The organism is Segatella sinensis (assembly GCF_040095255.1).
Taxonomy (GTDB): Bacteria; Bacteroidota; Bacteroidia; order Bacteroidales; family Bacteroidaceae; genus Prevotella; species Prevotella sinensis.
In genome coordinates, this window is record NZ_JBBNGE010000044.1 from 1 (window position 1) to 12961 (window position 12961).

15 protein-coding genes and 1 CRISPR repeat array are annotated in these 12961 nt (G+C 42.7%); of the genes, 1 reads left to right on the forward strand and 14 read right to left on the reverse strand.

Going from position 1 to position 12961, the window contains the following annotated elements:
• The 12 genes from AAAT87_RS11430 to AAAT87_RS11485 all read right to left on the reverse strand — a co-directional run.
• Positions 1-272, reverse strand: a 272-nt coding sequence (locus tag AAAT87_RS11430; protein WP_349226482.1) for a hypothetical protein, incomplete at its 3' end; no start/stop codon positions are given.
• Positions 273-284: 12 nt separating this feature from the next.
• Positions 285-935: a murein L,D-transpeptidase catalytic domain-containing protein gene (locus AAAT87_RS11435; RefSeq protein ID WP_349226483.1), complete on the reverse strand. Its 651-nt coding sequence runs from the start codon at positions 933-935 to the stop codon at positions 285-287.
• Positions 936-971: 36 nt separating this feature from the next.
• Positions 972-2102, reverse strand: a complete 1131-nt coding sequence (locus AAAT87_RS11440; protein ID WP_349226484.1) for a hypothetical protein — start codon at positions 2100-2102, stop codon at positions 972-974.
• Positions 2103-2125: 23 nt separating this feature from the next.
• A complete protein-coding gene (locus AAAT87_RS11445) occupies positions 2126-2599 on the reverse strand; it encodes a hypothetical protein (protein WP_349226485.1) in 474 nt (157 codons plus the stop codon).
• A gap of 305 nt (positions 2600-2904) precedes the next feature.
• Positions 2905-3849, reverse strand: coding sequence for a hypothetical protein (locus AAAT87_RS11450; RefSeq protein WP_349226486.1), 945 nt, complete (start codon positions 3847-3849; stop codon positions 2905-2907).
• Between the two features lie 278 nt (positions 3850-4127).
• Positions 4128-4367, reverse strand: a complete 240-nt coding sequence (locus AAAT87_RS11455; protein WP_287624131.1) for a hypothetical protein — start codon at positions 4365-4367, stop codon at positions 4128-4130.
• Between the two features lie 170 nt (positions 4368-4537).
• Positions 4538-4846, reverse strand: a complete 309-nt coding sequence (locus tag AAAT87_RS11460) for a hypothetical protein (RefSeq protein WP_349226487.1) — start codon at positions 4844-4846, stop codon at positions 4538-4540.
• Positions 4847-5007: 161 nt separating this feature from the next.
• Positions 5008-5472 carry a CRISPR-associated endonuclease Cas2 gene (gene cas2, locus AAAT87_RS11465; protein ID WP_349226488.1) on the reverse strand — a complete coding sequence of 155 codons (465 nt, stop codon included), beginning with the start codon at positions 5470-5472 and terminating at the stop codon, positions 5008-5010.
• Positions 5469-6515: a CRISPR-associated primase-polymerase type B gene (locus AAAT87_RS11470; RefSeq protein WP_349226489.1), complete on the reverse strand. Its 1047-nt coding sequence runs from the start codon at positions 6513-6515 to the stop codon at positions 5469-5471. Before AAAT87_RS11470 ends, cas2 begins: the two co-directional genes overlap by 4 nt.
• 1 nt (position 6516) lies before the next feature.
• The gene (gene cas1, locus AAAT87_RS11475; protein ID WP_349226490.1) at positions 6517-7494 is read right to left on the reverse strand and encodes a CRISPR-associated endonuclease Cas1; all 978 of its coding nucleotides are present in this window, start codon (positions 7492-7494) and stop codon (positions 6517-6519) included.
• Between the two features lie 504 nt (positions 7495-7998).
• Positions 7999-9180: direct repeats of the CRISPR family, unit length 24 nt; unit sequence GTCCACTACAACAAGGATTAAGAC.
• A gap of 481 nt (positions 9181-9661) precedes the next feature.
• Positions 9662-9877 (reverse strand): hypothetical protein, encoded by a 216-nt coding sequence (locus tag AAAT87_RS11480; RefSeq protein WP_349226491.1) that lies wholly within the window; start codon positions 9875-9877, stop codon positions 9662-9664.
• Between the two features lie 31 nt (positions 9878-9908).
• A complete protein-coding gene (locus AAAT87_RS11485; RefSeq protein ID WP_287623526.1) occupies positions 9909-10550 on the reverse strand; it encodes a hypothetical protein in 642 nt (213 codons plus the stop codon).
• 198 nt (positions 10551-10748) lie between these two features.
• On the opposite strand from AAAT87_RS11485, the gene AAAT87_RS11490 reads away from it, so the two are divergent.
• The gene (locus AAAT87_RS11490; RefSeq protein WP_287623527.1) at positions 10749-11120 is read left to right on the forward strand and encodes a SprT-like domain-containing protein; all 372 of its coding nucleotides are present in this window, start codon (positions 10749-10751) and stop codon (positions 11118-11120) included.
• A 521-nt stretch (positions 11121-11641) separates the two neighbouring features.
• Here the strand turns inward: AAAT87_RS11490 and AAAT87_RS11495 are convergent.
• Positions 11642-11983 carry a hypothetical protein gene (locus AAAT87_RS11495; protein WP_287623528.1) on the reverse strand — a complete coding sequence of 114 codons (342 nt, stop codon included), beginning with the start codon at positions 11981-11983 and terminating at the stop codon, positions 11642-11644.
• Between the two features lie 131 nt (positions 11984-12114).
• Positions 12115-12846, reverse strand: coding sequence for a WG repeat-containing protein (locus AAAT87_RS11500; RefSeq protein WP_287623529.1), 732 nt, complete (start codon positions 12844-12846; stop codon positions 12115-12117).
• Positions 12847-12961: the final 115 nt, after the last annotated feature.

The following is a 12961-nucleotide window of genomic DNA, read 5'->3' on the forward strand; positions in this document are numbered from 1 at the left end:
TTCTTGTCTCCAACAAATACAGATGCCTCTACCCAAGCCTTTGGTTTCGTATAGAGAATGATACCCAATTGCTTCACGAGTTCTTCTCTCAACTGTTCTGCCTCCTGCTGTGAGAAATTTCCCAAAGGCTTTAACTCTATGACATAACCCAATGGAGGATCAGCGGGGAGGCTGTCTCCCATGATTTCATTGCCATGTCTCTGATTTCCATTGTAACAACCTGCTAAAAACAGGATTGAGATTCCAACTATAAACAGCAATAACTTCTTCATAGAATATTCTTTTTATTTGTATTTTGCGTAAATCAAAATTGGCCTTCTTCTGGAAGATTCCTTGTATATCTGTATCACTTTCTCCACGCAGCTTCTTGATACAGTAAAGCAGCCACGGCTCTCTGTTCCCAGCGGAATATACTCCTTCTCGCCGGAGAATCTTGTCACCTTGCCTGCAGAATGGATCAGGATGCCACGGGCTTCTGCCAGATAATTGCTCTTGTCGAGACCTCGAAGGCGAATGCAGTTCTTGAACTTCATTCCACCTTTTCCAATCATGACATATCTTCCAAGACTCGTACATCCACTTCTCGGGTTATTGCTGAACTTTGGTTGGGCAGCCGTATTTCCTTTACAGCTTCCGTGCATGCAATAGCTGCTCATTACTCTTTTGCCACGCTGCAAGTCATAGATAAAGAACCTCTTCTTGCCAGATGGTTTGGAGAAATCCACCAGGATATAATAATCCGTACTGTATCCCCGTCTGTCGCAATAGTCTCTTACTTGCGTCAGGTTCTCACAATCCACCTGATGATACCACTCTTTAGCATCCACCGTATTCTTTAAAAACGGTTTCGTGAACCTTTTATAAATAGGTGGTACGAAAAGGACACCGATGACAAGCAGAGTCAGTATTCCCAATATGATAAAAAACTTCTTCATGATCAACTGATGTGTAATCTAAAGATATAGAAATTTCTATTCCCTGACGCATGTCAGATTCATCTCCTGTTTGATCAACTCGATAATCTCATTGCGCCTGTTTACCAAAACATAATGGTTTTCTTCTGGAACAAAGTACAGCCCTGTATGGACTCCCATCTTGCTGAGTCTGCTGGCCTGGCTTGGCATCAGAAGTGAAGAGTTGTCCTCACCACCTCCAATCAGGTTCACGCTACATGGCACCTTCCTCAATCCTTCAAGATTGCAGGAGACGGATGTAAAACTCTTGAAATCCTTGGCATGGGATGAGTGCATGGCAGCAATCACCGCACTTCCTCCATTCGAAAGACCCATCAGGTGAATCTGACGATGGTCGATGTGGTAGCCCATTCGTTCCAGGGAAGGTATGTAATAGCTGAAAATCTCATTGATATCACGATTTGTGAAGATGCCATTCATGCTGCGTGTACCGATGCTCAGCACGATGCTATTGTCCAGGTCCTTCCAGATACCCTGATAGAGTTGCCAGTTGCCCAGATATCCATGACAGAATACCACCAGCGGATATTTGAATCCATTCTCCTTGCTCCATCTTACATTCTCATCTCCCTTAGGTTCGCAGATATACACTGCTCTGTCATTGGTTCTGAAAACCTCGTTGAAGACCTGTACATAGATTCCAGACATCGGGTTATCCTTTCCGAGGTTGTCATACGGAGTAAAGAAGTTATGAATCTTACCATTGGCAATATCCTGATTGGCCTGTGCTATAAGGGTACCTCCAACGCCCATCATGCTGATTACAGGTCGGGCAATCATCAGGTTTCTAATGCCAAAGTTCACAATCTCTTCCTCTGGAATCAAGGTGTTGATGAGATACTGGGTAAGCGGTGGATGCTTAGTATCCCCATTCTTATCCAGATAAACGAGTCTCACCCTGTCACTTGAATCGATGAGATAGCGGGGCATTGCCATCCACAGGCATACGAAGAAGAGCATCCAATAAGGACGTATTCCCCATTTCTTTGCCCATGGTGGGAGCATCTCAAAGATGTGCTTCTTCCATACAAGGAAGAGCAGCATCAGCATGATGGTCTTGTAAAACAGAGAGGCAAAGAATGCCCAAGCCACCACGAGCAATACAGATATAATACATTTCTTAGTCATATATTCTTTTTTTGTATGTTTGGTTATTTTAATGCAGGAAAGCTCATCAGATCAACGCTGGTCTTCTTGGCTAGTCGGTTGAACCATACTAGCAGAATGATGTTCATTCCTATTATTGCTACTCCTAAGAAAACAAAGAAGATGATATAAACACTCTGGTAACTCATGTGCCATTGCATCCCCGTCATCTTCGTATAGTTGATGAGTGCTTTATGCTGAGTCTGAAAACTCTGCCCAATGAATGGGCTGATGAAATTGAACCAGTTGGCGAATATCAGGTATGCATATCCAAGAATGGAGGCTGTTCCTGATATGGTGAACACATCCAGGCCGAATTGCTTGTATCTCTTCCTCATGGGAATGAGAAGCAAGAGGCAGGATAGGATACACACCAGTCCCTGTAGGTATAAGCTCCATGCCACATTGGCAGTAGCATATGAAACTCCCAGGCTTTTGGCAATCATAGAAATGATGCCTGCCACTAAATCATATAGCATTTTCATGTTTCAGTTATTTTATGTTCAAATTCATATTAAAGTTCAATATTCACCTTTTATAATAAGGGATTTCTTGAGTGCAAAAGTAGACATAAATATGCATGCCTTGGTACTTTTTATCTGTGGATTGTATCAAATGCCTGCTTCCGTGTATGAAGATGGTACAATCGATTTCTGATGCACCATTTGTCACAAAGGCTTCTCCATCAGTTTTGCCATCTTCTTTTCCAAATGATCTTTTCTGGAATCTTCTTTTTCATCTGATTATCATAGGACTGCCTTTTGGGGGCTGTCCTCCTTTGATGTTATGCGGCATTTCTTGTCAGCTTCTTGACCATGTTTACCAGGTCCACTCCTTCTGCAACCATTTTGGCTGAGTCGCATCGGTAGGGGAGTCTGCCACCTTTGCAGATGATGGGGTCTCCGTGGTAGTTGATGTCAATGATGAGGATCAGGTCACCATTGTAGTTGTACCAGTTGTATTTGAGCGAAGACATGAGAATGGCATTGTCGTAGGTATATGACTTGATGAATGGGACCAGCATCGTGTTTTGGAACTGGTCAAGATTGGTCATCTGTGGATAGATGGTGGCAATTTCATCCTGGAGTTTGCAAGTCTTGTTGGTCTTGTCATTCACTCCTACGATGAGACGGCATGGTTTCTGCTCCTCGCTGTTGCACATGGCAACGATTGACTCTACGATTTCCTTGATCTGTGCATTGCTATCCTTAGGGGTACCTGGTGCATAGAACAGGCTTGCCTTCTTCTCCAGTGTCTGTGACTCTACAAAGTCCAATGGAAAGTCAACCATGGATGTAAGCTTCTCTATCTTCTGCTCCTCCGTCATGTTGCTTGCAGCAATGATATTCAATGTCTCCAGTCTCTGGTTTTCCGGGAGGGAAAGTATCAGAGTGTTGAATTGAGCCATCATTTCTGAAAGGCTGTTGGTTTGCTTGTATGGTTTGGCATCCTTGAGCAGGTAAGTACCATCGATGTTCAGCTTATGTTCCTGATTGTTGTTGACTCCGTAGGTTTCATGGTCAGGGTAGTATGTCTTCTCGTCTTTTTTCACCATGATGACTGTTACACCGATCTTGAGGTGACCATCTTCCATCATGGATTGTGGAAATGCCGGGAATTTATGCATCACGCTGAATGGGATGTAGATAATCTTGTCATCTACTTCGATGACATACATGTTGCTGTAGTAGTTGGTAACTTTACCATTGAATTTGTTGAATTTGCACATAGTCTTGATATGTTTTAACTGAATATTTGTATTTTGATTGAAATGATTGATGATTGCTCCTAGCCAGTTTTCCTGTTGCTGGCTTGTCTTGTATGGGGCTCCTAAACCTTTGCATTTATAGGCTGATGTTGCCTGGTGATTTCTGCATTGCATTCTTTTCAAGGCTTGATATACCTGATGAGCATTGATTGGGGCCCAGTCTGCTTCTAGGAAGGGACTTTCTTCTGATGCAGGGTTCCTAACCTGGTAGGAAGCCCTGCTTGGAATGGTGACTTTGCTCATGCTACTAACTGTCTGAAGAGGTTTTCTACGATGTGTGTGAGCAGAATGACTTCTGCCAGGCGGATGAGGAGTCCGATGAACATGGAGATGTTCTGATACACTCCATTGCCGAGGATACCCCAGAGTGGGCGGCAGAGATACCACATGAAGTTACTTGCATTGCCTGTTGCTTTTACCAGGAATGTCAATACATCCAGTAGGATGATGAATCCGATGATGATACTGATAATTGTCATAATGTTTGAAATTTATAATTATCTCTAATGTCGCTAACTTACTTAACCATAGCGGCTTTGGTTTTTCTGGGTGCAAATTTAGTGAAACTATAGTTCACTGACTCAATTTTCCTTAATTTTGTCAGTTGAGAGGGTCTACCATACCTTATTATATGCGCCTGTGGCATTGTCTAGTGGACGAATCCAGGAACTGAGGTGATGAAGCCGTTTTCTCGTTTACACTCCGGGTGTCCTGTTGCGGGGGCAACCACATCTGTTCTACCGTTCTCCTTCGCTGCAGCGAGAACCATGGCGGAAACGATGTAGGTGACATTGTCCTTAGGTTCCGGGAGACCTTCGATCTCTCCGTGCTTGACCTTGCAGATGCCGCATCCGTTGAACCTGGTATAGGTATCTGCTACTCTTGCGTTTCCTTCCGTAGGAAAGCTGCTGCCATCATTCAGGGTGATGGTGTGGGGGGTGAGGTTGATGAATTTCATTTTTCTCTAGTTTTTATGATTTTTACCTTGTCTTTTATACTTGCCATGCTCCTTCTGAAATGGGAGCAAGTGCTTTGTTTTTAAATTCGGGTGCAAAGGTAGGGGTATAGAGTGAAATCATATTTCACTGGCTCATTTTCCTTGGTTTTTATGATGCAGGGCTAGAAAAACAGGGTGTTTTTAGAATGTAGGATGAGATCAACATCCACTTCCTGCCCGATGATCTTCATGGCTCTGGCATAGTCCTCAGACAAAGGGACAATCAGGATGCTGTCGTTGTTGTCATACATCTTCTGAATATCCGTCAGCTTCATGGCTATGTCTTGGAATGCGTCAGATGGCATGTCAGCCATGAAGATGGATTTTTGAACCCTGGTACAGCCTTTGCCCTGCAGGAATTTTGCAATCAACGTTCTTACCTTGTTGCTGGTGATGTCATACATGATGAAGCATATCATATTTCCGGGTTTCCTTTCTGCAGAGGAGATGATGTTCAGTATCTGTCTGATTCTTTCGGGTAGGGTGGGAAGCTCGTCCAAGCATCCGGTTGTTCTACCGATGGTTCTTGCGCCAGATAAACCGGCACTGCCAATCAGTCTGGTTTCTATGAGATGGTTTCCTTTCATGAGCTATAGGTCAGTGTCTGTACGTAGTCATTCACCAGTTGTGCCATCATGCCATTGAGCTGCATGGAGGTTCCTCTCTTGGGTGATTCTACCACGGAGTAGCCCTTGTGGCCAAAGAACAGGTTGATTTCTGCTTTCAGCTGATGGGTGCGGAACATGAGCTTGATACCATACTGTATGTTTCTGGTATCATACAGTTCAACTCCGGTTTCCTCTATGGATTGCTTCAAGTCGGTGACTATATTGGTGATTTCCTGGGGAACATACACGGGGCGAATTTCCTGAGGAAGTTTCTTTCTTTTATTGAGTTCGAGCCTTTCCTTGATTCTGTCCATGGTTTCCTGGTCAGGGTCATGAGTCTTTTCTACGGGTTGCAGGTCCTGCACTTGCTTTTCTTGGCTGATGCTTGGCATCTTGTCTTCCTTGATGAACTGATCCACGCTCTCCAGATTCACATAGTTCTCCCAGCAGACAGGCATGGCTGTCAGGTTGAGTGTGGCATCATCATCTGCAGCAATGAAGCAGGCTCTAGTCACATCATTGGTCTTGAGGTCAATGAATGTTTCTAGCTGATGCTCCTTGGCGAATTCCCATGCGAATTGCTTGTAGAATGATGAATAGATGTTTTCATCTGTGCATGGTTTATTGAGCAGGAAGATGAGCTTTAAGCCGCATCCGCTTGGAGAAGTGAACATCATGGCGATGCGCTCGTCTTCGGTCAGCTTGGCTTTCAGGTCATGCAGCTGGATGGTCTTCTCGTCCACATGGTCTATGTCCAGGACAAATGAAGACAGAGATGAGAAATTCTCCTTTCTTCTAAAGCTAGGCTCAAAGTTGGCACAGACGAAGTAGGGGAGTGATTTTTTCATCTGGTTGTATTTTGTACTGTCCATGCGCTGGATAGTGCGCAGGACTTCTGTCTGATTTCTGAGTGATGGCTCTGGGTGCGCAATCATCTCATATAGGTCTATCATTTTGATAGATGTCAATTTTTCATTGGCAGCCACGATCTTGGTTCCCAATGATACAGTCTGCTCTTTCATATTAGTAGTGTTTTAATTGTTGTGCGAATTTTTGTATATAGAGAAATATATGTGTTTCTCTGCTTCTGGTTATTCCCTTGATGGATTCATTCTCTGCCAGGTAGTCATTGACTGATTGGATCATGACTCTTCTTCCCAGGGATTCGAGCCATACTGCTCCTCTTTCATCTGTGGAGTAGTAGTCCTCTATTATGATGTTCTGGGCCAGCAAGGAATATACGATATAGTCTATCCATACCCTGTAGAGCTCTATCACGTCATAGGAAAGTACGGGTCTTCCATACTCGTCCCGGTGGAGAATGCCTATATAGGGATCTATGCCGCAGCGTATGAGTGCATTTTCTATCTTTCCATACAGGATGCCGTAGCCATAGTTGAGCATGGCGTTGGCAATATCTGTAGCCGGATGTTGTGAGCGTTCCTTGAAACGGTATTTCTCTGGTATGAACAGATTCAATGCCTGGAAGTATTCCTTGGAGGCATTGCCTTCGTAGGCTCTGAGATTATTAGCGATTTCTCTTACCGTGAATCCTTCAAGTGAATCCACCCTTGCGATGAGTTTGCTGATTTTGTTGCTAGCTTCCTGTACGGTGAGTTCCTTCTTTCCTGTATCTATCTGAAGCATGAGCAGCAGGGCCAGTTGGTTTTGCATCTTTTGGATGATGACCTTTTTGATCCATTCCACAGCATCCTGTGATGCCGTGAATATCAGCTGTCCTTTTCTGATGGTGGAGATGGAACCATATTTGTGGCTCCATACGCAACCCATTACGTTGCCACCTTTGTCGGCCAACGTGATCCTGATGTCATTTTCAATGGCAAGTATCAAGGCGTCGGATGTGAGTACGGCACTCTTGGCTACTAAGATGGAATCCACGTCTTTAACAGGTATGCGATGGCTTCCTGTTGAATTGTTGAGCATGAAAGCTCCATTGTTGATGCTAAGTTTAGCACCGTATGAATTTAATACGATCTCCATATGTTTATGGTTTTGATTTCTGGGTGCAAAGATAAAGCGGGATATTGAAATTGTATTTCACTGGCTCGATTTTCTAGGATTTTGTTGGTTAGAGGTTGATTTTTACACCTTATTATTTCGGGTGAGGATTATTCGTTCATCACTTTTCTTGTTGTCGTTAGAATCTTTAATGGAGGGGAGTGATGGATATGTAGGATTCATGGTTAGGGTAGGAGCAGCCTTCTTTTTCTGATGTTTGTTTGTGCAGAATAGTGGTTTGGGGGTGGTCTTGTCGTTTGTCTTTAGGTTTCTGTCTCCCTGTTTAGTTAACAGAGTTAAATTTTGGAGCAGGAAATGGTAGAATATTTAAGAATAATTGGCTTGCATATCTCGAAAAAAAGTCGTACCTTTGCACTCGCTAAGAAATAGTTAATTTTCGGTTAAGAAAAGTGAATATTTCTTTAGTGAGGTTCTTTAACTTATTGATAATCAATAATGTCTTATAAGGTCGAGTACGAGACCATCGTCCACTACAACAAGGATTAAGACATTACCCACTCTAGCAATATTTCAATCAGCAAGTAGTACGAGACCATCGTCCACTACAACAAGGATTAAGACTCATTAGCATAAGATAAAAGGCTAACAGTATCATTATTGTACGAGACCATCGTCCACTACAACAAGGATTAAGACTGTCCGGTCTTGGTGAGGAACTTGATGTAGAACGGTTTGTACGAGACCATCGTCCACTACAATAAGGATTAAGACGTACTGCTCCAAATATGCACAAGCAGAATTCCGTAAAGTACGAGACTATCGTCCACTACAACAAGGATTAAGACATAGCGCCATCTGCCTTATTGGCGTTAATTCTTTCGGTACGAGACCATTGTCCACTACAACAAGGATTAAGACCTCAACGTGTTGTGCGGTGTATTCGTTGGTCTTCCATCACAACAAGGATTAAGACTTGTACGTACCTTCCCACTTGTAACCCGCCAAAGATGTACGAGACTATCGTCCACTACAACAAGGGTTAAGACGAGATTTGGAGTGACAAGAGTAATTGTTGTTGAGTCGGTACGAGACCATCGTCCACTACAACAAGGATTAAGACTTGTACGTACCTTCCCACTTGTAACCCGCCAAAGATGTACGAGACTATCGTCCACTACAATAAGGATTAAGACTCATCATCCGTCAACTCACGGGACATCTGACGTGTCGGTACGAGACCATCTTCCACAACAACAAGGATTAAGACGGAGCTTCACCGCTTGGTACGCGGTTGTCAGGGGTAGTACGAGACCATCTTCCACAACAACAAGGATTAAGACGACAGAAAGAGTAGCACCAAGCAACAGACTATACCAAAGTACGAGACCATCTTCCACAACAACAAGGATTAAGACATGGACTCTTTGCGAGGAACAAACATCTCCTCAGAGCACGAGACCAACGTCCACTACAACAAGGGTTAAGACGAGATTTGGAGTGACAAGAGTAATTGTTGTTGAGTCGGTACGAGACCATCGTCCACTACAACAAGGATTAAGACTACTAATGAATTGTTATGAATTTAACACTTGTCTTACGTACGAGACCATCGTCCATTACAACAAGGATTAAGACGTTGCCTTTGGAATGCGCTGACCTTTTTTCAGCAGTACGAGACCATCGTCCACTACAACAAGGATTAAGACGGCGCCAACATTGCCAAAACACGGTTGCAGTTGAGTACGAGACCATCTTCCATTGAAACAAGGATTATGACCAGGCAAAGAAGCACATTGTTGCTCCTGAAGCATGCACGTACGAGATCATTGTCCACTACAACAAGGATTAAGACCTGAGTGAAATTTCATTACTTGTACCTTTCATAATTGGTTCGAGACCATTGTCCACTACAACAAGGATTAAGACTCGTTCTTCTTGAAAGTAATGCAGAATTGCATTCTATGTACGAGACCATTGTCCACTACAACAAGGATTAGGATGATTGGTTATGAGTTATTCATTGGTTGTTTTGGTTAATTGGTATGGTTATCTGTTATATGAAAAAATCCCATATCAAGGTTGGTTGCCTTGGTATGGGATTGATTTTACTATTCTGATATTCTTATGTTCTGTTCTGTCCTATTTGGACCTCTCCTGTCTTATTTCATTAAGCAGAAGCTTCTTTTTCTTACTTCTGGTAGGAATCATAAAGTTCCTTGGCCTTGTCTTCACCCAGGAAGCCTGTCAGCTTTTTCCAGATTCCACTTTTGTCAAATGGCTTGGCAAGTTCCTTCACTTCCTTCTTGGATGGTTCCTGTAGCAAGCGGGTTGAGGTATTGTAGAGGGCGTTGCTGTCGTATTCGTTGAGCTGTGATGCCTTGGAGTTTTTCAGCCATTTCTCCACTTTTTGGAAGCATACCTTGAAGTCCTTGATACTATAAGTTTACGCCATCTCCTACGAGTTTATCAAGGGTGGTGCCAAGACCTGCAGCAAGTTCCTTTTCTTTAGCTTCTTGGGCAGCCTGTGCTGCTTGTTGCTTTTTCTCTTCTTCCTGCTTGGCAATCTGTTCATCGATATCGGCAACGATTTTACGTTCTTCCTGGATGTTGATTCCTTTTTTGAGAAGTGCGTCCATGATTGCGTAATAGAGTTCCTTTGCCTCTTGGTATTCCTTTGCTTCTGTACAGCTCTTGGCTTGTGCATATTTCTCAGAGAGTGATCTACGGGCTTCTCTTTCTGCTCTTTCACCTTTAGCCTTGAGTGCAAGGTCTCTGATCTTATCCTTGTCTTCATCCGTAAGCCATGAGTGGATTGGTGTACCTTTTTCCTGGATCTTGTTGAAAGGATTCTTCTTTTCGAACTTGCTGTCTCCATACTCTTTCATCTCCATCATTCTGACTTCTTCGTCTGTATGTTCACTGAGGATATTGACGAGTTTGGTGATGCTTTCGGTTTGTGCCCACAATTGCTGGTAGTTCTCATAAGTGAACACCGACATCATTTCTTCAAAGCTCTGCATATAGTAGTTCAAGTCTTGGCTGAAGCCGCGAAGGGTGATGGATGCATGTGACACCATGAGGAAGTTCTACATTGAATATGCAGACTTTGTCACTCCAACATTGAAGAAACTGAACATTTACCATGATTAGCACACATTTATCTTCGAGTGGCGTTTAACGTTGCTCGAAGATTTTTTACAAAAAAGTTAAATATCTTTGTAAAGTTAGATTTATTTAGTATCTTTGCATTATAAAACAAAAATGAATTGCTTGATATGATTGCAGATTTAAACAACGTACCTAGGATATTTAGAGAATTGAACAAGGATGCCTTCTCTAGGAAGCTGTCTTGTCCTTCGTTCGAGATAATTCACAGTAGCAATACGTTTGGCGAATTTAGGTACCGTAGGGATGGAAAGAAAGTAGTGAGACCAATAATAAAGGTCACTGACTCATATGACTTTACAGAGGATGAGATGAAGGACATCATATGCCATGAGATGATTCACTATCTGTTGGCTGTTGAGGGAAAGGACATGAAATGCACACACGGCAATGACTTCAAGCTAATGATGGACTCAATCAACTCCACCCATGGTTTTCACATTTCAATAACAAAGAACAAAAAAGAATTTAAGAAATTATGAAATATTTAAGGATTACAAAGCCATTTGGTTTCTTCTTGTAATTGCTTACACGACTCTTGAACTTGTTTATTGTTCCATCTTTTATATTTGCTATTTTGTGTGGACTTTTAAGGTGGACAAGAATTTTTGGGCGATGTTCCATGAGTCATCATATTTTAGAAGGTGGAATAATGATGAATTTTATGAAGTAATCGAGCATCTTGACAAGACGCCATTTGAGACAATTAGTAGGAGATAGAATTGGTGCAATAAAGATGATTGATGAATGCTATTCATATGGTATCGGTCATGATGGTGTGGCAGGTTGGTAACCGGAGTTGTGGTGGCAGAGCCATCCAGTTCTTCCTGCTTTACCTCGTATGTTGTTACGAAGTAATTTCCATCGTAATGATGTCCTTCTCGCCGCTACCCACTGCCAGAGGTGATGTTGCCTCCAGGGTGATGCGCGCAATCATGCGATATTTATATTATGTCATCTGCATTGCTCTATTGTTTTTTTGCCATTTCAGAGGCAAGGTTCACTAATGCTCTTTGAGACAGGTCTCCAAGTCGTTCTGGTATGATTCCAGATTTCCTTTCTGGCGGATGAGCCACATGGCCACATCTGTAGCATTTTGATTGATCATACGCATACTGGTTTCGGTATTCTCATTGATGGTGGCATACAGGCTTCCTTGTTTCTTAATTAAATCCAGGGTAATTTCTGGTGAAAGCCGTACCAGTAGCTTCAGGTTACGCATCGCATTCTCATTCACTTTTTCAAGTTGGATGTCCTGCTTAGCTATTACATTGTTGCCTATCAGATTGTCGTAAGCCTCCTCGGGAAGAGGTGCACTGACAAATTGAGGTGTTCTTTCCCTCATTCGTTGTGCATCTTCATCATGAGGAATAGTTCAAGAATCTTGTTGTTGGGAAATCTCCACGCAAGGCAAGTTGCTACTCGGTGGTTGATAACCTCTTTGGTATATACAAATATAATGTACTTCTTTTTTAATTATTTAAATGTGTTGTAAACGATGTCCTCGTCACTCATATTTTCTTCATCGTACTCATCAGCAGGAATAAACTTTCCTGTGCGCTCGACGACATAACCTTTGACGCGGTTTTTTGTGAAGACAATCTTCTCGTTCTCCTCTACTTCTATATTGAAATATTCCGGCAGTACGAAGTTGGAGGTGCGCAGATCCAGTATGCCCATAAATAAGTCCGTTTCCAGGATCAAGTGTCCGTAGCAAGGCTCATTGTATTTGGTTAGGATGTTAGGAATGATAACCTTTCCTTGAGGATTGACGTAGCCGAACTCAACCTTGCTGTCCCATAATGCCATGTACATGCCTGCAAAAGGGTCCCACTGTAGATAATCAAAGCGGAAATCAACCAAAACCTTACCTGTTCCGTCAGCGGCCACAATGCCGAACCCTCTGTCCTTCATGGCAGCCATGTGGGTTGTATAGAATAAGTCGTTGTCACCCAGGAAAGAGAAATCATCAAACTCAGCAGGCACCAGTACCTCACCGGCAGCATTCTTTATGCCGCGCTTTCCTGTGTCTGGATTTTGGAAAACAAAGTTGGTCCAGTTGTAAGATGATTCGAGGCGTCTGAACTGTTCTGCGATTTCTGCACTTTCCTTTTCTGAGAGCTTATCGTTGAATAACTGTTCCTTAAGCTGAGAATATTCGTTCATCTGATCTACTGTTGGTCTTGTAAGAATCTTTACTTGTCTCATAGTTTCTATATTTTTGTCAGTACCTCAGAACAATTCCTTGGTTTCTCTGAATCACGATGCAAAGGTACTATCTTTCTGTGCGAAGTATCTGCACAGAAAAATAAATTTAATGAAA

Coding starts and splice junctions, on each gene's coding strand:
- AAAT87_RS11455 (WP_287624131.1), bottom strand. CDS start 4,367: ATGACAATTATCAGTATCATCATCGGATTCATCATCCTACTGGATGTA.
- AAAT87_RS11485 (WP_287623526.1), bottom strand. CDS start 10,550: ATGGTGTCACATGCATCCATCACCCTTCGCGGCTTCAGCCAAGACTTG.
- cas2 (WP_349226488.1), bottom strand. CDS start 5,472: ATGAAAGGAAACCATCTCATAGAAACCAGACTGATTGGCAGTGCCGGT.
- AAAT87_RS11500 (WP_287623529.1), bottom strand. CDS start 12,846: ATGAGACAAGTAAAGATTCTTACAAGACCAACAGTAGATCAGATGAAC.
- AAAT87_RS11450 (WP_349226486.1), bottom strand. CDS start 3,849: ATGTGCAAATTCAACAAATTCAATGGTAAAGTTACCAACTACTACAGC.
- AAAT87_RS11470 (WP_349226489.1), bottom strand. CDS start 6,515: ATGAAAGAGCAGACTGTATCATTGGGAACCAAGATCGTGGCTGCCAAT.
- AAAT87_RS11445 (WP_349226485.1), bottom strand. CDS start 2,599: ATGCTATATGATTTAGTGGCAGGCATCATTTCTATGATTGCCAAAAGC.
- AAAT87_RS11460 (WP_349226487.1), bottom strand. CDS start 4,846: ATGAAATTCATCAACCTCACCCCCCACACCATCACCCTGAATGATGGC.
- AAAT87_RS11495 (WP_287623528.1), bottom strand. CDS start 11,983: ATGAGGGAAAGAACACCTCAATTTGTCAGTGCACCTCTTCCCGAGGAG.
- AAAT87_RS11440 (WP_349226484.1), bottom strand. CDS start 2,102: ATGACTAAGAAATGTATTATATCTGTATTGCTCGTGGTGGCTTGGGCA.
- AAAT87_RS11435 (WP_349226483.1), bottom strand. CDS start 935: ATGAAGAAGTTTTTTATCATATTGGGAATACTGACTCTGCTTGTCATC.
- AAAT87_RS11490 (WP_287623527.1), top strand. CDS start 10,749: ATGATTGCAGATTTAAACAACGTACCTAGGATATTTAGAGAATTGAAC.
- cas1 (WP_349226490.1), bottom strand. CDS start 7,494: ATGGAGATCGTATTAAATTCATACGGTGCTAAACTTAGCATCAACAAT.